Here is an 18952-nt window from a genome sequence, read left to right as displayed (position 1 = left end):
GGCCGGCTCCGGATACTGGGCCGCGGAGGGGGGCCGGGGGAACCGCGCAGCGGGGCGCCCGGACCAGAAGAACGCCGCGCCGAAGGCGCGACCGCATCCGCCGCCGAAGGCGGCCGGCGGCGACAGCCGCCCAACAACACCGCCGCGCCAAAGGCGCGACCCAACCCGGTTGGGCACCGCGACCGGGGTGGCCGGTGGCGGTGCCCAACCGGGGCTAGCGGGGTGCTTCCTCGTCTTCCCGAGGGGGAGCCATCGGAGCGAGGGTGGGATGGACTTCGGCGATGCGGCGGAGGCGGCAACGGGCGTCGGCTCGGGCGGCCTTGCTCGGTGACTCCTGGCTGGCCTCGGTGAGGATGCGCGCGAAGCTGGCGAGGGCGGCGGCGGTGGGCAGCATCGTGCGGCGGGGTTGGAAGATCGCCGCACGATCGCCAAGTCGGCGGGCGGCGGCCCAGGAGCGGTAGACCTCGTGGTCGGCGGAGGTGAGTGGCTGGCGGCCGGCCAACCGGGCGTCGATCCAGTCGGCCAGGTGGCCTCCGACTTCGACGGTCGTGGTGTTCGTCCCCGGGTGGCGGAGCCGGGTCCAGCGGTCGATCTGGGTCTCCAGCACGCCTAGCCTGTCGACGGCTGGGCGGAGTTCGTCCGCCTCGCGGGTGGCCCGTGCCAGCTGGCGGTCGGCTGCCGACCGGAGGTAGCGGGTGTGCTGTGCATGGCGGTGGCGGTCCAACCGGTACTCGTTGATGATCTTTTGTCCGACCTCCTTGGCGCGGGCGCGGGTCTTCTCGGTGGCCAGTTCGTAGGTGCTGCGGTGGAGTCGGTCCCACGGGTCACGGTCGATGGGTGTGCCGGGCTCGGGGAGCGTGATGCCGTCGTAGATCCAGGAGTTGTAGACGGCGAGCCGATCGGTGTAGCTGCTGGGGCCCTCGTCCGGGTCGTACCGGCCGGAGACGAACCGCAGCCGGGTGTAGGCGTCGGGGTTGTCGGCCGCGCCGGGGGCGGCCTCGGGGTGCAGCGTGATGGTGCCGGTGACGTGGGGCGCGCGGACGGTGTAGTAAGTGAGGCCGGTCTCTGCGTGCTCGACCTCGTAACGGAGCAGCAGGCGGGTGGAGGTGTAGGTGGTGATCAAGAGTTCTCCGGGTGGCCGGCCGGGCCCGGGTGGCCCGACCTGCCGGGTTGGGTCAGCTTCGGGCGGCGGGGCCGGGCAGCAAAGGCGGCCCGCCGTGCTGCTCGGCGGCCTGGTTGATGGCCTTGGGCAGGCGGAGCACCACGACGGACTGGAGCCAAAGCAGACCGGCCACGACCGCGAGCAGCGGGTAGGTGATGAGGAGTTGGTCCCGCAGAGCGGAGGCGGCGGTAGCGGCGATGACCACCAGGACGGCGGCGAACATGCCGCGTTGAATGGTGTCGATGGTGCGGGTCAGCTCGCTCGGGGGCGGGACCGTGGGCATGGTGGAACCTTTCGTCGCTGCTGTTCGGCTGGTGGAACAGGGTGTCGGGTGGGCCTTGGGCTGCGTGGACGGCTCACCCTCCCATGGGGACGGTGCCGTGGTAGAAGCGGGGAAGGATGGTCAGCAGCGGCAGGGGGCTGCCGGGGTGGACGTCCTCGGGCCGGTAGTCGTCGCGCGGCATGGCCACGCTGATGAGGAGACAGTCCTGGCCGAGGAAGTCGCGCCCGATCCACCGCGAGGCGTAGACGGTCTGGGGCAGCCACGAGTGCTCCGCACTGCGCCGGATCGGTGCCAGCATGGACTCCGTCAGCTCCTCGACCGTGGGCGGTAGCGCGTCCGGCTCGCGCCAGCGCCAGACCGGCGGTTCGTCGCCTGCCGCTGCCGAGGGGATCGGGTTGTTCCGCATGGCCCACCGCACGAACGGCAGGGTGGGGCCGTGGCTGAACTTTCCAGGGCCTCGTCCTTCGGAGAAGTAGCGTTCGTACCGCAGGCCCCTGCCCTGGTAGCGCCAGACCAGCCGGAACTCGCCGCGCCCGCGCGCGGTGTCGGCCGACGTCTTCACCACCCATCCGTCACCGGTGTTGGTCTCGTCCGCCGGGGACCACGCGGCATGGGCATTCCAGCCGTGGCGACGGGCGTAGGCAACGACGGCGGCGACGCTGGCCGGTGTCTTCCTCGGGGCCGGGGCACCCGGCACGGCGGCGGTGCTGACGGGTTCTGAGTAGAGGGTGGTCGTGCTCAAGCTGTCCTTTCGTGGGCGGGGCTGGCCAGGGCCGGGCGGAGGGCTCCGCCCGGCCTGCGGGACGTCAGCCGGCCATGGCCGGAGTCGGCCAGGAGCCGACAGTGGGCGGGACCGCCGGGGCGGGCGGGACCTGGACGGGCGGCCAAGTCGCCTCGAACGCGCCGGTCGCAGGCGGGACGGTGGCGGCTCCCTGCTGGGCGGGTCGGCTCCCGGCCTTAGTGACCTCGACGGTGGCGAAGCGGAGGCACGCCCCAACCTCGTCAATCTGGAGCTCGGTGTAGACCTGGCGGGGCCCGTCGGCCGGCTGGTGGGTGCGCTGCTTGAGAACGCCGGTCACGACAACGCGCGACCCCTTGGCCAGGCTCGCCGCGATGTTCTCCGCGTACTGTCGCCAGGCGACGCACGGCATCGAGATGGAGTCGCCGTCGCGGTAGTTGCGGGTGGAACTGTCCCACACTCGTTCGTTGGAGATGACGGTGAAGGTGGTCCGCGCGGCTCCGCTGTCGCTGTACTTGAGCGTCGGGTTGTCCGCGAGGTTTCCGACAATGGTGATCTTGGTTTCGCCTGCCATGGTTCCTGCTCCTCTTAGCGTTCGATGTGGGCGCCGCCGCGCGGGCCCAGGGTGATCCGGAGGTCCGGACCGCCACCGAACGGCACTCCCACCCCGGCCATCTCCTCCGCTTCCGCGAGCATCTGCCCGTCGGTGATGAGGTAGAGGTCGGCGAACGACTGCTCGGTGCAGCCGGTTCGGGGGTCGCGGGCTCGGGTCCGCAGCTGGTCCGCCGCTTGGCGGATCGACTCGACGGGCTCGGGATTGCCGCTACCGGAGAACGGATTGGTGAAGTAGGCGATGTAGCGCGGGCTCACGTCCGGCCTCCGATCGTGCCGTGGTCTCTGTCAGTTGGTCGGGGGTGCCATCCCCTCCCAACAAGGACAATATTACCTCACTGGGGGTTTCTCGTCAAGCTCGAAGGCGCAGTTCGGCACGCCGGTCCGACGGCTGACGGACCGTCAGATCAACGGGCGCACCTCCCCCGTCCCCCCGACAGCTGCCTGGGGTCCGGGGCAAAGAGGCCGTCCGGGTCAAGGGCCGGCCGCAGGCCGGTGGCGCAGCCACGCGACCAACGGGAGCGCCCTTGAGGCGGGCGGCCGGCTCCGGATACTGGGCCGCGGAGGGGGGCCGGGGGAACCGCGCAGCGGGGCGCCCGGACCAGAAGAACGCCGCGCCGAAGGCGCGACCGCACCCGCCGCCGAAGGCGGCCGGCGGCGACAGCCGCCCAACAACACCGCCGCGCCAAAGGCGCGACCAAAGCCGAACGCAGCCCCAACCTCCATGTATTCTTCGGAGTTGGGCGTACATTGCGAACGGGGCTCAGTACAAGCGAGCAGCGGTCTGCTGCTCGCTTGTACTGAGCCCCGTTCGCAATGGCGGTCTTTGGTTGGATCACTTCACAGGTGGTCGGGCTGAGGCTGCTTGCCTGCGGTTCGATCGCTGGAAAGGCCATCGAACGACGTGGACTGGAACGCCCTGACCCTCTTCCTGCTGGCCGCCTTCGGCGTCCTCGGCCTGGTCGTCACGCAGTTGACCGCATTGGTCAAGCAGTTGCCCGAACTTGTCGATGCGCTCCGGAAGCTCCGCGAGTCGTTCAGGGGACGCGGAGGCGGCACTGCGTGATGTTGTCGCCTGAGCCCTCCGGTCCTCTACTCTAGAGTTCCGCTGCTCTCCGTTCGCGGGGTGCTGTGGTCTCTGGCCGGTGGATACGTGCCAACGCCCTTCGGGGTACCCGCTCGCGGGTGTGTCCACCGGCCTTCTGCATATTCAGCGGTCAGGGACGGATGGTCGGCGGGCTGGCCTGCTGGACCGGCGGCGGCTGGATCAGCTGCGCCGGGGCCGTGGTCCTGGTGGTCGGCGTGGTCCTGGTGGTGGCCGGCTGCTCGATGGTGAGGTCGGCGAGCATCGCGCGGACGGGCCCTGTGTTGCCGTTGAACGAGGCGATAGACGCCAACGTGTTGCGCTCTGGGTCGAGTCGGGTCCAGTCAATCGGGTGTCCTGCGTCGGCGGCGAGCTGGCCGAGAAAGGCTCTCTGCGCCCGTCCGTTGCCCTCGCGGAACGGGTGCAGCGCGTTGACGTCGCCGTACAGGTCGGCCAGGCCGGTGAGGAACTGGTCGCGGTCGAGGCCGCGGAGGTGGTCCTGGCGGCGGGCGAGGCGGCCGAACACGTCATCGGCGAAGCCAGGGATCATCCGGACGAGACAGAACTGGGTGTTGCCTTTGGCGATCTCGATGGAGCGGACTTCGCCGGCCCACGGGTAGATGCTGCCGAAGACCTCGCGGTGGAAGCTCTGGAGGTGGGCGAGGTCGTAGCGGCCGGGGACGGGCTTCTCCGCGATCCTGGTGAGGCGGGCGGCGGTGATGTCGGCTTCGGCGGCGGCGAGCTGCTGCTGGTCGGTGATGCCGAGCCGGTTGCGCAGGACGCCGCTGTCCGGATCAGCGTAGGGGTCGGCCATGCTCAGTGAGCCGTCTGCTCTACGCCCGGTGCGCGATGGCGGGCCTCGGCACGCTGGACCAGTTCGTCGGCGGTGATCACCCCGGCCGCGTACTCCTCCGCGTCGGTGAGGTACTCCGCGCTGGGGGTGAGACCCTCGGCTCGAACCGAGCCGGTGGCGGAGGAGACCGCTCTGCGGCGGTCCTCCGGGGTGGGGGCGGGGCGGTGCATCGGGTTGACTCCTCGGGTTCGCGCCGGGTGGACGCGGATTCTCTCATCAGCGTACGTGGCCTCTGGGAGTGGCTGCTGGTGCTCGGACGGTCGGCGGGTCGGGCGCGGCAGGCGGCCGGCTTCGGACGGCGGAGGCGGGCGCGGGGGTGGGGGCTCGATGCCCCCTCCCCCGCGGTGCCGGCCGCTCGGCCGCTCGACCCGCGCGGCGGATCGGGCGACCGGTGTCAGGCAGCGAGCTGCTGGTACTCCTCCGGCGGAGCAGGCAGGGCCTGCGGTTCCGCCCGGCTGGCCGCCCGCTCGATCACCGCAGCCTGGACGGCCGCCCAGGTTCTCTCCTGCGTGATCTTCTCGCGGAGCGTGGCCGCTTCCGTCTCCAGCTCGTCAATGACCTTCTGGTGGTGGCGGTGCCGGGCGGGGGCGTGCTGTTCGTCGTGGGCGCAGCGCAGCTCGGCCGCCCACGGGCGGGAGAGCATGTGCCGGGTGATCGCGTGGACGATGGCGGCGGTCCTGCGCTGGGTGCCCTCCGGTGCACTGGGGCAGTAGGTTCCCCCGATGTCGCGCCGGACCACCAGCCACCGATGGCTGGTGGGGTCCATCTGCTCGGGGTGGAAGACAGCCCGCTCGGCGAGCCGGACACCGTAGACGGTGGGCGCGTCCGGGTAGTTGGTGGTGAAGGGGTTTCGGTCGGGCTTGCCGTAGGTGATCTGGATCGCGTTCCCGTCGCAGCACCGGGTGTAGTAGTGGCCGGACTCCCACCCGACGGTGATGGTTCCGCCCAGCTCCGGGATTCGGTAGAGGGCGGCCCCGATCTCCCAGTCCAGGGTGATCGTGGCATGTATCCGGTAGCCGCCTTCGGTGACCAGGGTGACGTACTGCGGGCCAGTGGGCCGGGTGCTACTCACGCAGCCGCCTTGGCGAGCACCGGAGCCGTGACGTCGCCGAAGCGGGGCAGCGCTCCGGCGGCCAGCTCCTCGACGGAGGGGAGGTTGGCCCATCGGCGGGCGGCGTGGCGGTAGGCGGTGGTCCAGAGGTTGAGCTGGCTGGTGAACGCAGCCTTGTCGGTGACAACGGTCAGCAGGCCCCCCACACTGACACGCAGCTGCGGCGCGCGGGTCGGGCTCAGCTTCGCGGGCAGCGTCTCCACGACTGCCGGGGGTACCGGACGGTCGAGGCGGAGGTGCCCGGACACCGCCCCCTCGGGCTCGGGTACCGTGCCGGACTCCGTCCCGGCGAACACGCGGTCGGCGTGGTCTGCCACGCCGGTCCACGCCTTGTACGCCTCGTACGCGGGCTGCGGGTGGGCCAGGCGGACGCGGACAGACGGCATGGTCAGCAGGATCGTGCGAGCGATCAGCACCGCGTGGGCTTCGTGATTCCCAGCGAGATGGACGGCGAGATCGGCTCGGACAGTGGGCGGTCGGTGGTCGGTCGTGGCGAGGTGCAGGTGCACTGGGTCCTCCGGCGGAGTGGTGGTGTGTGGTCAGCAAGCCGGGGGTGCCCGGTGCCATCGGACACCCCCGGCTCGTTCAGGCTGGGACTCTCGCCCCCTCGGGCCTAGGCGGCAATCGGCTCGTTGATCTCGGGGTACATCGCCTCCCAGTCCTTCCCCGAGTCATCCGGGCCGGTCCCCGCGATGATCGCCAGATGCCGGCTCAGCTCATCCTCGACCTCCTCCGGCTCCTCCTCGGCGGTCAGCTCCGGATCGCCCGACTCCTCCTCGTCCTCCTCCGGCTCCTCCTCGGCGGTCAGCTCCGGATCGCCCGACTCCTCCTCGTCCTCCTCCGGCTCCTCCTCGGCGGTCAGCTCCGGATCGCCCGACTCCTCCTCGCTCTCCGAGTCCTCGTCGTACTCATCCGCTTCGGCCTGTCGGGCAGCCTCCGCCGCCGCCTTCGCTGCGGCCCGTGCTTCGGACTCCGCGATCTTTGCCCGGAATTCGGCCACCAACTCAATCTCAGGGTCAGTCAGTTCGTAGCCGTAGGCGGCCAGGAAGTCGAACCACTCCAGCGCGGCCCACTTGTCTCCATAGCCAGAGAGGGCCTGCCGGACCGCACGCTCAGCCCGAACCGCAACAGCGGCGAGCAGCACCAGCGGAAGACGCGCCTCGGCCATCCGTCGGGTGAAGCGCTCGAACCGATCGGTACGGTCGTCGTCACCCGGCGCGTTGAGGTACACCAGCACCTCGGGGCTGGTCTCGTCCGCTCCCAGCGTGTAGAGCAACCGAAGAACCTTCTTCATCATCCCCTTGGGCACCTTCTTGGAGCGGCAGAGTTCCTGGATGTACTCCACTCGCACCTCCTGGGAGATGGCCAGTGCCTCCCGGCGCTCGCGGGCGGCCTGCTCCGCCGCCGCCTTCGCGGCCTGCTCCTCGTCGCTGAGGAAGTTGTAGGAGCCGGAGACGTGGTGCCCGTACTGGTGGGGGTCACGGCAGAGGAACGTGGCCTTGAGGTCTCCCGCCTGGTGCTCGTTGAAGAACGCCGCATGCCCGGGGCAAGCTGCGTGCGTCTCGGGCGTCAGGACCACGCCGTCAGCATCGGCGAGACGGTCAACCTTCACCTCGCGTGATCCACCCCAGCTGAAAGCCTGCGGTTCGCCGACCATCCGGACGTTGATGGCAGCGAGCGCCTGGGCGGTCTCCGCTCGCAGCGCGGCCCGTTCCGCCTTCCGCCGCTCGTCCTTGATCGCCCAGCTCAGACCGTGCCCATTCTCGATCTTGGCAAGGAGTCGCTTGTACGCCTTCGGGTCGCCCTCGAACTCGGCGAGAGCCTCGGCCTCCTCGAAAGTCAGCGCGCCCTTGTCAACGGCAGCGCGGGCAGTCTTCGGCATTCCGGCCAACGCGATCGACGCCCGGACCTTCTTCGGGTCCTGCGCGACCCGGGTAGCGATTTCCTCGGCGTCAAGGCCCAGCTCGATCGACAGCTGCGCGTAGGCGTCGCCGATCTCGCTCTGCTTCATGTCCTCCCGGTGCATGTTCTCGATCAGCTGCGCGATGATGCGCGCCTGCTCGGTGGTGAGGTCGTTGCGAACAACGACGTCCACGAGTCGGCCGGCCTCGATCGCGCCCTTGGCTCGACGGTTGCCGAGGATGATCGCGATTCCGTCCTCATGGGGCGTGGCGATGATGGGCTGGACCAAGCCGTTCTCCCTGATGGACGCGACGAACTCACCGTCCAACTCGGCCTTTCGGACGTTGCGAGTGAACGTCAGCTCGTTCGGGTCGACGTCTTCGAGAAGCACCTTCCCCGCGTTCTCAGGCTGACCAGTGGGGCCGTCGGGGCTTTCGCTCGACTCGACATCGGGGGCGACGGTCAACTCGTCCAGTTCCAGCGAGGCCAGTTCATCGGTCAGCAGCTCGACGGGGGCGAATGCGGTGGTCACGAATCCTCCAACAGGTGCATGGTCTCTGTCTGTTGGTCGGGGGTGCCATCCCCTCCCAACAAGGACAATATTACCTCGTTAGGGGTTTCTGGTCAAGTATGAAGGCGCAGTTCGGCACGCCGGTCCGACGACTGACGGACCGTCAGATCAACGGGCGCACCTCCCCCGTCCCCCCGACAGCTGCCTGGGGTCCGGGGCAAAGAGGCCGTCCGGGTCAAGGGCCGGCCGCAGGCCGGTGGCGCAGCCACGCGAAGCGCCCTTGAGGCGGGCGGCCGGCTCCGGATACTGGGCCGCGGAGGGGGGCCGGGGGAACCGCGCAGCGGGGCGCCCGGACCAGAAGAACGCCGCGCCGAAGGCGCGACCGCTACTGCCCGCCACCGCGACGAGTGCCGGGGCGGGCAGCGAGGCCGCTCTGCGGAGGCCGGGCAGGTGTCGGCCGCCTCGTGGTCGATCTGGGGCTGCCAGGCGGGCCTGAGCTGATGAAGCGAGGTAGGTCAGGGCCTGGCCGAGGGCGCCGACTGACGCTCGGCGCTGCGGTCGACGGCGGCCAGCAGCCGGTGTAACGGGTCGTCGTCGACGGCCAGGTCGGGCGCGTGGACAGCGAGGAGGTCCTGCAGGACGTGGGCGTGGTGGCGGATCGAGGCGGTGATGGTGAGCGTGCTGCTCGGTGGAGCGACTGCCCCGAGGCGTTCGGGCCAGACGTTCCACTCAGTGCTGCCGTACCGGTGGTGGCGGGTGCCGGTCTCCTGGTCGCGGAGGATCATGGCGGCGACCAGGACGTGTCTGGGTAGTTGGAGCGCGAGGTGCGCGCTAATCAGAAGGTCCTGGCGCGCGGCCTTGAACGCGGCGAGGACTGCGTCGAACCGGAACGCCGCGGCGATTCCAGCCAGGCCGCCAGCACCGCACTGGGCCGGCGGGTGCAAGGCGGCGTCGGCAGTGCGGACCGTGAGGTCGATACGGCGAAGGTCCGCCAAGACCAGACGCACCCCGGCCTCCCGGCCGTCCCCCGAGCGGCTGCTCGCGTACAGGGGCCCGAGAGCGGCGGGCACCGCCTGCGCGAGGCGTTCGGCGACCGGGGCCGAGTCACCGTCGATGGTGACCAGCACGTCCAAGTCGGACCAGACGTCGAGCACCCGGCCGTCCCCGGCCGCAGACCCGGCCACCTCCAGCTTCTGCACGGAGGGCTCGTCGGCCGCCAGCGCCCGCAGCACCGGCAGAGCCTCGGCCTGCCAGCCCGCGCGGGGCAGCTCCCCGGCGCCCGCGGACGGTCCGTGGCCCAACAGCGGTTCCATCAGCACCTCCAGGTCAACCGGGTGCCAGCCGGCTCGGCCGGCACCCGGATCGGGATCAGTGGGTGTCGGCGCCGTCCCGGCCGCGCGTCTGGACGGGGACGGTGGTGTCGTACTGGCGAGCCTGGAGCAGGTACCCCTCGCGGTAGTGGGTCACGGGCTGGCGGGCCATGAGGTCGGCGTGCGTGCCTTCCTCGATGAGCCGGCCGTGGTCCAGGACGAAGATGTGGTCGGCCTTCGCCGTGGCGCCGAGGCGGTGGGTGATCAGGACGACGGTGACGCCGAGGTCGGTGAGGTGGCGGATCTGCTCGAACGCGGCGACTTCGGCCTGCGGGTCGAGCGCGGAAGTGGGCTCGTCGACGACGACCAGCGCCGGCAGTCGGTCGTCCTGGTCGGGGGTGGTCAGGCGGAGGCGGGTACGGGCCAGGGCGATCTTCTGCCACTGGCCGCCGGACAGCTGGACACCGCCCTCGAAGCCCTTGGCCAGCAGGGTGTTCCAGCCGCAGGGCAGTTCGTCGAGCACCGGCTGGAGGTCGGCGTAGTCGGCGGCAGCGTCCAGGTGCTCCTGGCCGAGAGGGACCTCGGGGCGGCCCAGCAGCAGGTTGGCCCGCAGGGTGAAGATCCACCGCTGGAAGTTCTGCGCGAGCAGGGCGACGCTGCGGAACTGCTGGTGGCGGTCGGCGGTGGCGGTGTCGACGCCGTCCCACAGCACCCTGCCCTGGTGGGGCTGGTAGACGCCGCACAGGATGTGGGCCAGCGTGGTCTTGCCCGAGCCGTTGGAGCCGACTAGGGCGACCACCTTCCCTCGCGGGATGGTCAGGCTGATTTTGTCGAGCGCCGGGGCCTCGCGGCCGGGGTAGCTGAACGTCACCTCTTCGACCGTGATCGTCTCCGGGCGCTCCGGCAGAGGCGTCCCGCCGGTGGGGATCGCCCGGCGGTGGCCGTCGCGGCGCAGCTGGTCGAGGTCACGGACGAAGAGGGACTCCTCGTAGAGGCGATTGATCTGGGAGACGAGGCCACCGATACTCGCCGACCCGGTGCGGATGGCGACCACGGCGGTGCCGGCGGCGGCGAGCGGGATGGAGCCGTCCACGACGAGCCAGCCGAGCAGGGCGAAGGCGCCGGTGGTGGCAAGGCCGGCGAGGGCTGCGGTGAGCAGGTCGGTGCGGGCGCGGGCGCCGGCGAGGCGGGCTTGCTCCTGTTCGGCGGAGGCGGCCATCTGCTCGTAGTGGTGGAGCAGGAAGGGGCCGCTCGCGTGGACGCGCTGCTCGGCCGCCGAGTAGGGGCGGATCATCATGTCCGCCAGTGCGGTGCTGGCTCGGGAGTGCTGGAGCCAGGCCCGGGTGGAGGCGTACTGGCGGCGGGCGGTGAGCACGGCTCCCCAGCCGCGCGGCGCGGTGATCAGCACCAGCATCGGCAGCAGCGCCGGGTGGAGGACGGACAGCACGCTGGCAGCGGAGACCAGGGAGAGGCCAGCGGTGAGGACGGAGGTGGCCTGGCCGATGATGTTCTGCAGGGACATCGCGCCCCAACGGGCGCTGTCGACCTCCGCGAGGAACTCGGGGTCCTCAATGGCCTCCAGCTCGGAGCGGCTCACGATGCCGAGGAACTCGACGGTCGCCCGGCGGAAGACGGCCGGCTCCAGCCGGCCGCCCGCCCACGCGGAGAGCGCTGACAGGACCGAGGAGAGCGCGGCCAGGGCCCCGACGGTGACGACCGCCGGGAGCGCGGCGCGCAGAACCTGCCCGACCTCGCCAGGCGCCAGGATCGCCGACAGGGCTCGGTTGGTCGCGATCAGCGCGGCAGCCGCCGCCAGGCCCCGCAGCACCTCGGCGCCGACAAGTGCGATCAGGGCCCAGCGGTCGGCCTGCCACGCCATCCGCCCGGCCAGGCGCAGGAAGCGAGGCATCTGGCGCGCGACCGCCCAGAACGTGACCTCCCCGCTGGCCATCTCGTGCTTGGCCCAGCCGTAGTCGTAGCGCATCGGCCCGCCGAACAGCAGCTGCTCGCTAACGGAGACGCTTTCGTCGGTCACGGGCTCGGTCGTATCGGTCGGTCGGTTCTTCAAGCGTTCTCCTCAACTATGCTGACTCTGCTACGAGTTGGGTGTTACTCGTTCCCGGGTGGAGACAGCGGGCCGGGCGCCAGGCGCTCCAGCAGCCGGTCCACGCTGCCGTCGGGCCGGTAGAGCGTGCGGTAGGCGTACGGGTGCCGTCCGCCGGGGAGCGCGGCGACGCCTTCCTCGGTGACGGTGCGGCCCTGGGTGATGGCGAGCAGCCGCTGGTCGACGTCGGCGGGCAGAGCCGCCTGCTCGCCGGTGGGCGGGCGGCGGTGGCGGCCGGCCATCTCAGGCTCCGACCAGGGCGCGCAGGTCCTCCGAGGTGTTCCAGCCGTAGGTGGAGAACCCCCGCCCGTCGCCGGAGAGGTAGGCGGTGAGGGCGGCGTGCGAGGTGGGGAACATGGGGGTGGGCAGCGCGTCGGCGTCCATCCACGAGACGGCGAGGTGCTTGTCCGGCTCGGTGTTCGTCAGCTCGCCGCGCCACGAGGTCGCGGCGAACACGGAGAGCAGGAACGGGCCCTTGCCGTCCCACCCGGCCTTGACCTGGATGGTGTGGACCAGCCGCAGCTCCTCGGGGGCGACGACCAGGCCCGCCTCCTCGTGCAGTTCGCGAGCGGCTGCTTCGTCGAGGCGTTCGCCTTCCTCGGCCTTGCCGCCGGGGACGGTCCAGGCGGGGATCTTGGACCAGGAGTCGTTGGCGTAGTGGACGCAGGCGACCTTGCCCGCCTTCTCGTCGTGGACGATGACGCAGACGGCCTGACGCAGGGACTGCATGGATGCTCCAACCGGTAGAGAAGGAAGGGGTGTTCACGCGACGGGGTGCGGGTCGCGTAGCAGGGCGAGGACGGTGCGGGCGTAGCCGAGAACCTCCTCGTCCCGGTGGTGGTCCAGGGCCCAGCGCAGGGCGGCGGGGCAGTCGATGGCGGCCCACGCCCGGCACGCCACCCGCTCCTCGGCGGTGAGTGCGCGCCCGTACCCGGTGAGGAACGCGGCGCGCAGATCGGGCCGGTGCGGGGTGAGTTGGAGCATGACCCGCATCAGGTCGCGGCGCACCGGTTCCTCGACCTGGCTGCGCTCGAAGTCGATGACGCCGACGGCGAGTTGGCCGTTGGTGTCGCGGTCGACGAGCCAGTTCCGGGGGCCGAAGTCACCGTGGCAGGTGGTGAGCGGGGTGTGCGGAGGTTCGGTACGGGTGGCCTCGGCCAGGACATCGATGTCCTCGACGGACAGCCGGGCCTCCCGGGCGCGCGACAGCGCCCGCTCTCGCTCCTGCCCCCAGGGCAGTTGCTCACCGGCGACGATGCCGGAGACCGGTTGGGCGTGGACGCGGGCCGCGAGCTGCCCGGCCTGCCGGTACACCTCGCGTTCCTCGGCGTCGGTGAGGGCGGTCCTGACGACGGGCGTGCCGGGCAGCGCCGCGGTGACGACGAGCAGCGATAGGCAGTCCTCGGCCAGCAGCATCGGGGCTCGGCCGGGGCCGAGGGCCGGTGCGAGGTGCCGGTAGGCGGTGGTTTCCCGCCGGTGCATGAGCGCGTTCTTGTGGCGCTTGGCGAACAGGCGGCGCCCGTCCGGGTCGGCGACTTCCCACACGACGGGGTCGCCGGCACGGCTGCGGGAGCGCGTACCCAGCAGGTGGCAGGGGCCCACCGTGGCGCGCAGCAGGTGGTCCACGTCGTCCGGGACGGTGGGGGCGCTCATGCCGGCCACCCGACGGTCGACAGCGTGCCGCCCCGTACGATCTCGCCGAGCGCGTGGGCGGTGTAGGGCACGGTATTGCTCGGGAGCCCGTCCAGTGGCCACCACCGCAGCTCCCCGCACTTGTGCGGTTCGGCGTTACGGACCCGGCCGTCGTAGCGGGCGGGCCGGAAGAACAGCTGGAGGCGGCTGCGGCCGTCGTCGGCGTCGAGGTGGTGCAGGGTGTGGACCAGGGTGAGGTCGTGCTCAGCGATGAGGATGCCGAGTTCCTCCTCGGCCTCGCGCGTCATCGACCGGGTGACCGTCTCACCCGGCTCCATGTGTCCGGCCGGAACGTGCCACAGGCCGTTCGCGTAGCTGGTGTTGCGGCGCCAGCCGAGCAGCACCAAGCCCTCGTCGAGCAGGACAAGGTGCACGCCGACGACCAGGGTCGGCGGCTCCGTTCCGGGCGTGCGGGTTGCCGGGCGCGCCGGATGGCCGGTGTCGTCGATCCGAGTCACGAGCTGCTCCCGCGGAGGGCGAGTTCGGTGAGTTGGTCGAAGCCGATCACTGAACGGGCTCCTCGATGTCGCAGGCTGCCACCGAGCGCAGGTGGTCCTCGAAGAAGCGGCGGGCATCGCCGCCCATCCGGGCGAGCATCACCAGGGCGGACAGCGCAACGTCGCAGGTCTCCCGGCGCACGTCGTCCCAGTCGTGCGAGAAACCCTTCCGAGGATTGACGCCGAGCGCCCCGATGACTGCTTCCGCGACCTCGCCGGACTCCTCCTGCAACTTGAGGGCCTGCACCGTCCACCGCTGCTCGTCACTGCGGTCATCGTGCAAATCAAGCCTTGCGGCAAGGGAGTTGACCGTTTCCCAGATCTGTTCCATAGGTGAGGATCCTGTCCGTGTTCGAGTGGGCCGATCAAGTACGCCGCCGATATGGCGGTTCCCGGCGAGCCCGGGGCATTTCGATTCCCCCGCCGGGTCCGGGCTCGCGTACAACAGGCTGATCTGGCGAGGGTGGTCACGCGACGGGCAGCGCCGCGATGCGGTCGTTGAGTCGCTTGACGTCCCTGGTACTGGTGAGGGCCGTGTACTGGTTGAGGCTGGCGGTGTACCAGCCGAGGGCGACGTCCGGCTGTCCGGCGCGCTCGGCGGCCTGGCCGAGGAACTCGGTGGTGCGGGCGGTCCAGTGGCGGTGGCCGACGTCGGCGAATTCGCGCCGGGCCTGGACGAGCGCGGCGACGGCGAGATCGTGCTGGCCGGCGAGGGAGTAGCCCTCGCCGAGGTAGGACAGTGCCCTTGCGGCGTTGAGCGGGTCGGTCGGTTGGAGGCCGGTGAGATCGGCACGGGCCATGCGCAGGACGGGAAGGGCGAAGTCGGCGTGACCCTGGCGGGCGGCGGCGGAGCCCAGGAGCATTTCGGCGAGCCTCGCGCCCCTGCGGTCGTCGAGGTCGGCGTAGAGGCCGAGGGCGTCCCCGAGGAAGATCTGGGCCTCGTCGTTGAGCCCGGCGTCGTGGAGGGCCGCCCCGATTTCGGAGGTGTACTGGGCGACGCCGGCGCGGTCGCCTGCCGCGTGAGCCAGGGCTGCGGCTCGGGAGTAGTGGGTGGCGGCCTCCGAATGGCGTTCGGCGGCGACCAGGCCCAGGGCGAGGACGGAGGACATCTCGCGGATTGCCATCGGGTCGCCCGAGCGGAGCGCGGCGCGCAGGCCGGCCTCGTACACGATGATCCACATCGTTACGTCGCGGTGGTAGTAGAAGAGAGGCCACAGGTCGGAGGCGAGCGCGCAGGCAACCGCCGGGTCGTCGCAGAAGACGGCGGTGATCATGGCTGCTCCGACGGCAGGGGCGATGGCCTCCAGCCAGGCGAGGGCCTCGTGTCGGTGGGTGAAGCGGAGCGGCTCCACCGGGTGCCCGAGTAGCGATGGTCGGGGCAGGGCGCGGTGGTGCGGGGTGAGGAGCTGGGCGCAGGCGCGGGTGGCTTGGAGCAGGTGGGTGAGGTAGCCAGCAGTCGCTTCGGTAGCGGCGAGCCTGGCTGGTGATCCGACGCCGATGGCGGCGGAGCGCACGACAGGGCGCAGCGTGTAGAGGTCGCCGCGGGCGGCGGCGCGCTGGGCGGTGTCGAGTAGGCCCCGGGCGGCCAACTCGGTGAGGATCACCCTGGCCTGGTCGCGGGTGGTGCCGGTCGCGGCGGCGCTGGAGGCGAGGTCGAGGTCGGGAGCCGGGACGAGAGCGAGCCGCTGCAGGAAGCCGGCCTCCCGCGGGGACAGGTGGGCGAGGGCGGTGTCGACGGCGTCGCGCACGGGGGTGTCCGATCGGGTCGTGCCTGACGGGGAGGGTGAGGGCAGGCCGGCGCTCAGCGGCAGGTCCGGCTGGAGGACGAGTTCGGCGGCGGCGAGCACGATCGCCAGCGGCATCCCGCCGTGGAAGGCGACAAGGGCCGCTGCCCCGTCCGGGTCGCGCCCGGTGCGTTCCTCGCCGACGATCCGCGACAGCAGCTGCAGACCGTGCTCGGCCGCGAGCGGTTCGAGGTGGTGGTGGACGGCACCGTGGGTAAGCAGTGCCGGCAGCGGCTTGCGGCTGGTGACCACGAGCAGGCAGCCCGGTGTGGCCGGGACGAGCGGCAGCATCTGCCCGGCATCGGTAGCGTCCTCCAGCACCACCAACAGGCGCCGCCGGGCGGTCTCGCTGTGCCACAGGCCGAGCAGGTCCTGCTCAGCCCAGGGCAGCGGGGCGTGCTCACCGAGGCCGAGCGAGCGCAGCAGCGACCGCGCGACCTCGGCGGCCGTGGCGGGGCCGCCCGGGGCGTCGGCGCGTAGCCGGGCCACCAGCTGGCCGTCGGGGTATCGGTCGGCGACCTGGTGGCTCAGCTTCGTGGCCAGAGTTCGCTTGCCGACACCGTCCGGGCCGGTGATCACCACGACTGGCGCGCTCCCGTCCGCCGCCGTCCGGCCGAGGACGGCGCCCAGGAACAGCAGGGACTGCTCCCGGCCGGTGAACACCGCTGGGAAGGGGGCGAGTTGGCACGGAACTGGCACCGGCGCCGGGGGCGGGCCCGGGTGGAGATGCATGCCTGCGGTGATGTGTCCGGCCCGGACGGCGACCCCCGCCCCGGAGCCGCCAGCGGTCCTGTGCACCTCGCCCCCGCCCACTACGCGACCACGGCGGCCGGCACCGCCTGCTCGACGGCGGCACGAGGTCGGGACAGGTTGGACCGGCCCGCCCGGGACCAGAGTCGGACGGCGGCATCGGCCAAGGCCCAGTGCGAGAACGCCTGCGGGTAGTTCCCGAGCTGGCGCCTCGCGCGGGGGTCGTACTCCTCGGCGAGCAGGCCGAGGTCGCTGCGCAGGGCCAGGAGCCGGTCGAACAGCCCGGTGGCCTGGCCGTAGCGGCCGATAACGGCGAGGCCCTCGGCGAGCCAGAACGAGCAGGCGAGGAAGGCACCCTCATGGCCGGCAAGGCCATCCACGTTGGCGACGGGCTCCTCACGGGTGGCGTAGCGCAGCACCAGGCCGTACTCGGTGAGGTCGCTCTGGATGGCCTCGACGGTGGCGATGACGCGCTGGTCGTCGGCGGGCAGGAAACCGACCTGGGAGATCAGCAGCAGGGAGGCGTCGAGGTCCTCGCCGCCGTAGTACTGGGTGAACACCCCACGCTCGGCATCGACGCCGCGGGTGCAGACATCGTGGTGGATCTCCCCGCGCAGCGCGGCGAGGCGCACCAGGACGGCCGGGTCGGCATTGGGGCGGCGTTCCAGCAGCCGCAGGGTGCGGTCCACGGCGACCCAGCACATGACCTTGGAGTGGGTGAAGTGCCGCGCCTCGCCGCGGATTTCCCAGATGCCCTCGTCCGGCTCCCTCCAGCGCAGCTCTACCTGAGTGATCAGGGCGAGGAGCAGGGCGTCGATCTTCGGGTCCGCCGGCAAGCCCGTGTCCTCGGCGAGCAGCAGGGTGTCTGCGAGTTCGCCGAAGACGTCGAGCTGGAGCTGGCCGGCGGCGCCGTTGCCGATCCGCACCGGCCGGGATTCCTCGTACCCGGGCAGGTGGTCCAGGACTTCCTCGTCGAGGTCGGTGTCGCCGTTGAGGCGGTAGATCGGCTGGAGGCGCGCGGGGGTGACCGCGTCGATGAGCCAGCTCCGCCAGCGCCGGGCCTCCTCCAGTTGTCCGAGCCGGACCAGGGCGGCGATGGTCAGCGCGCTGTCGCGAAGCCACACGAACCGGTAGTCCCACTGCCGCTCGCCGCCGAGCTGCTCGGGCAGGGAGGTGGTGGGCGCGGCCACGACGCCGCCGCCCGGGTGGCACATGACCTTCAGGGTGAGGGCGGAGCGCACCACGGCATCGCGGTAGGGGCCGCGGTAGGTGCACCCGCGCGCCCACTGGTCCCAGTACTCCAAGGTCGCGTCCAGCTCGGCGAATGCGTCCGGTGGGACGGGCGCTGGCCTGTTGGAGGGCTTCCAGGTGAGCGAGAGCGTGATGCTCTGGCGGGCGTGGAGGGAGAGGTCAGCCCGGCACACCCCGTCGCGGTTGACGGTGTGGGAGGGGCCGTCGAGCCAGTACGAGTGCGGATACGTGGTAGCCGACAGGCGCGGGGTGCCCTGGTTGAAGCGCTGGATGGTCGGCAGCGTGGCACCGTAGTCGGTACGGGGGCGGAAGACGGAGGCGACGCGCACCACGCCGCTGACGCACTCGACGATCCGGATGATCTGCGGTTCGGCGTTGTCGGTGACGTCGGGGGCGGGCATGAAGTCGGTGATCGCGAGAGTGCCGGTGTCGGTGTCCCACTCCTGGCGCAGGACCATGGTGTCGCCCAGGTACTGGCGACGGTCGGCGGCCGGTGGCGGGGAACCGTCATAGACGGCCGGGCCGACGCGCCAGAAACCGTGCTCCTCGCCGCCGAGCATCGAGGCGAAGACGGCCGGGGAGTCGAAGTCGGGCATACAGGCCCAGTTGATGGCGCCGTCCGAGCGCACCAGCGCGGCGGAGCGCGTGTTGCCGAGGAGCGTGAGGTCCTCGATCCGGAACGGAGCAGGGGCGCGGAGCATGGAGGTCCTGACGTGGGTGGGAGGGGTGGTGGTCAGCCCCGGACGGTGGTCGGGGTGGCGAGCGCGGTGAGGGCGGCGGCGACGGTGTCGGCGAGCGTGTCCGTGACGGGCAGCCACGGCATGAGGTGCGCGAGCAGGACGCGGTTGGCCTGCTGGACGGGGTCGGCCGGGTCGCATCCGACAACCACCGTCCCGCCGTACGGGGAGAACAGGCCGGCCTCGTAGCAGTCGTGCACGCGCACGTGGCCGATCGGGTTCCAGAACAGGACGGCGCTCGTGCGGCGGATGTTGCGGTCCTGCCAGCCGAACGGCGCCCACGCGGCGTAGGGGTCGGTGGCCCGGTTGCGGGAGGGCCGCGGGTTGAGGACGGTGCCCTCGAAGCCGGCGCTCGCCAGCAACTCGACCGCCTCCCACTGCCAGTCCGGGCAGCCGACGGTCGCCCCGGCGAGGAACACCGACGGCAGGGCGTCCGGCTCGTACGGCTCCGGGGCCTCGATGTAACGCAGGGACGCGGTGGTGAAGGCACTGCCGAGGGCGGTGCCCCGCTGGTGGACGGGTGGTGAGGACATCGGCTCTCTGTGGTCGACGGGGTGCGGCCCTGGCCCG

General features: G+C 71.4%; 21 protein-coding genes. 1 reads left to right on the top strand and 20 read right to left on the bottom strand.

Going from position 1 to position 18952, the window contains the following annotated elements; genetic code table 11:
• Positions 1–214 precede the first annotated feature (214 nt).
• The 5 genes from ACIRD3_RS35835 to ACIRD3_RS35815 form a co-directional block, all read right to left on the bottom strand.
• Complete coding sequence (locus ACIRD3_RS35835) at positions 215–1123, bottom strand: hypothetical protein (RefSeq protein WP_402225062.1); 909 nt, start codon at positions 1121–1123, stop codon at positions 215–217.
• Positions 1124–1175: 52 nt separating this feature from the next.
• Positions 1176–1445, bottom strand: a complete 270-nt coding sequence (locus tag ACIRD3_RS35830; protein ID WP_402225059.1) for a hypothetical protein — start codon at positions 1443–1445, stop codon at positions 1176–1178.
• 73 nt (positions 1446–1518) lie between these two features.
• Entirely contained in the window at positions 1519–2187 is a 669-nt protein-coding gene (locus tag ACIRD3_RS35825; RefSeq protein WP_402225056.1) for a hypothetical protein, read from the bottom strand.
• A gap of 64 nt (positions 2188–2251) precedes the next feature.
• A complete protein-coding gene (gene ssb, locus ACIRD3_RS35820; RefSeq protein ID WP_402225053.1) occupies positions 2252–2758 on the bottom strand; it encodes a single-stranded DNA-binding protein in 507 nt (168 codons plus the stop codon).
• 14 nt (positions 2759–2772) lie between these two features.
• Complete coding sequence (locus ACIRD3_RS35815) at positions 2773–3054, bottom strand: hypothetical protein (protein WP_402225050.1); 282 nt, start codon at positions 3052–3054, stop codon at positions 2773–2775.
• Positions 3055–3700: 646 nt separating this feature from the next.
• On the opposite strand from ACIRD3_RS35815, the gene ACIRD3_RS35810 reads away from it, so the two are divergent.
• A complete protein-coding gene (locus ACIRD3_RS35810) occupies positions 3701–3862 on the top strand; it encodes a hypothetical protein (protein WP_162870025.1) in 162 nt (53 codons plus the stop codon).
• Between the two features lie 151 nt (positions 3863–4013).
• On the opposite strand, the gene ACIRD3_RS35805 is transcribed toward ACIRD3_RS35810, so the two are convergent.
• The 15 genes from ACIRD3_RS35805 to ACIRD3_RS35735 all read right to left on the bottom strand — a co-directional run bounded on the left by ACIRD3_RS35805 (position 4014) and on the right by ACIRD3_RS35735 (position 18915).
• The gene (locus ACIRD3_RS35805) at positions 4014–4694 is read right to left on the bottom strand and encodes a Fic/DOC family protein (RefSeq protein ID WP_402225047.1); all 681 of its coding nucleotides are present in this window, start codon (positions 4692–4694) and stop codon (positions 4014–4016) included.
• 2 nt (positions 4695–4696) lie between these two features.
• Positions 4697–4903, bottom strand: a complete 207-nt coding sequence (locus tag ACIRD3_RS35800) for an antitoxin VbhA family protein (protein ID WP_123556242.1) — start codon at positions 4901–4903, stop codon at positions 4697–4699.
• 224 nt (positions 4904–5127) lie between these two features.
• Positions 5128–5805: a hypothetical protein gene (locus ACIRD3_RS35795; protein WP_402225044.1), complete on the bottom strand. Its 678-nt coding sequence runs from the start codon at positions 5803–5805 to the stop codon at positions 5128–5130.
• Positions 5802–6230, bottom strand: coding sequence for a hypothetical protein (locus ACIRD3_RS35790; RefSeq protein WP_402225042.1), 429 nt, complete (start codon positions 6228–6230; stop codon positions 5802–5804). The genes ACIRD3_RS35795 and ACIRD3_RS35790 overlap by 4 nt, the downstream gene beginning before the upstream one ends.
• A gap of 227 nt (positions 6231–6457) precedes the next feature.
• Positions 6458–8278, bottom strand: a complete 1821-nt coding sequence (locus ACIRD3_RS35785) for a ParB/RepB/Spo0J family partition protein (RefSeq protein WP_402225039.1) — start codon at positions 8276–8278, stop codon at positions 6458–6460.
• Positions 8279–8772: 494 nt separating this feature from the next.
• Positions 8773–9570, bottom strand: a complete 798-nt coding sequence (locus ACIRD3_RS35780) for a hypothetical protein (RefSeq protein WP_402225037.1) — start codon at positions 9568–9570, stop codon at positions 8773–8775.
• Positions 9571–9625: 55 nt separating this feature from the next.
• Positions 9626–11602, bottom strand: coding sequence for an ATP-binding cassette domain-containing protein (locus ACIRD3_RS35775; protein WP_402225034.1), 1977 nt, complete (start codon positions 11600–11602; stop codon positions 9626–9628).
• A 74-nt stretch (positions 11603–11676) separates the two neighbouring features.
• Positions 11677–11913, bottom strand: coding sequence for a hypothetical protein (locus ACIRD3_RS35770; RefSeq protein ID WP_402225031.1), 237 nt, complete (start codon positions 11911–11913; stop codon positions 11677–11679).
• A gap of 1 nt (position 11914) precedes the next feature.
• A complete protein-coding gene (locus ACIRD3_RS35765) occupies positions 11915–12400 on the bottom strand; it encodes an NUDIX domain-containing protein (RefSeq protein ID WP_402225028.1) in 486 nt (161 codons plus the stop codon).
• 33 nt (positions 12401–12433) lie between these two features.
• On the bottom strand, positions 12434–13324 hold the full coding sequence (locus tag ACIRD3_RS35760) for a phosphotransferase family protein (protein WP_402225025.1): 891 nt from the start codon (positions 13322–13324) through the stop codon (positions 12434–12436).
• A complete protein-coding gene (locus tag ACIRD3_RS35755) occupies positions 13321–13821 on the bottom strand; it encodes an NUDIX domain-containing protein (protein ID WP_402225023.1) in 501 nt (166 codons plus the stop codon). The genes ACIRD3_RS35760 and ACIRD3_RS35755 overlap by 4 nt, the downstream gene beginning before the upstream one ends.
• A 46-nt stretch (positions 13822–13867) precedes the next feature.
• A complete protein-coding gene (locus ACIRD3_RS35750; protein ID WP_402225020.1) occupies positions 13868–14191 on the bottom strand; it encodes a MazG-like family protein in 324 nt (107 codons plus the stop codon).
• A 136-nt stretch (positions 14192–14327) separates the two neighbouring features.
• Entirely contained in the window at positions 14328–16307 is a 1980-nt protein-coding gene (locus tag ACIRD3_RS35745; protein ID WP_402225017.1) for a tetratricopeptide repeat protein, read from the bottom strand.
• Between the two features lie 149 nt (positions 16308–16456).
• A complete protein-coding gene (locus tag ACIRD3_RS35740; RefSeq protein WP_402225014.1) occupies positions 16457–18346 on the bottom strand; it encodes a glycoside hydrolase family 15 protein in 1890 nt (629 codons plus the stop codon).
• A 32-nt stretch (positions 18347–18378) separates the two neighbouring features.
• Positions 18379–18915 (bottom strand): hypothetical protein, encoded by a 537-nt coding sequence (locus tag ACIRD3_RS35735; RefSeq protein ID WP_402225011.1) that lies wholly within the window; start codon positions 18913–18915, stop codon positions 18379–18381.
• Positions 18916–18952 lie beyond the last annotated feature (37 nt).

This window comes from Kitasatospora sp. NPDC093550, assembly GCF_044764985.1.
Taxonomy (GTDB): Bacteria; Actinomycetota; Actinomycetes; order Streptomycetales; family Streptomycetaceae; genus Kitasatospora.
The sequence above is the reverse complement of the archived record's forward strand: the minus strand, read 5'-3'. Positions and strand labels throughout refer to the sequence as shown.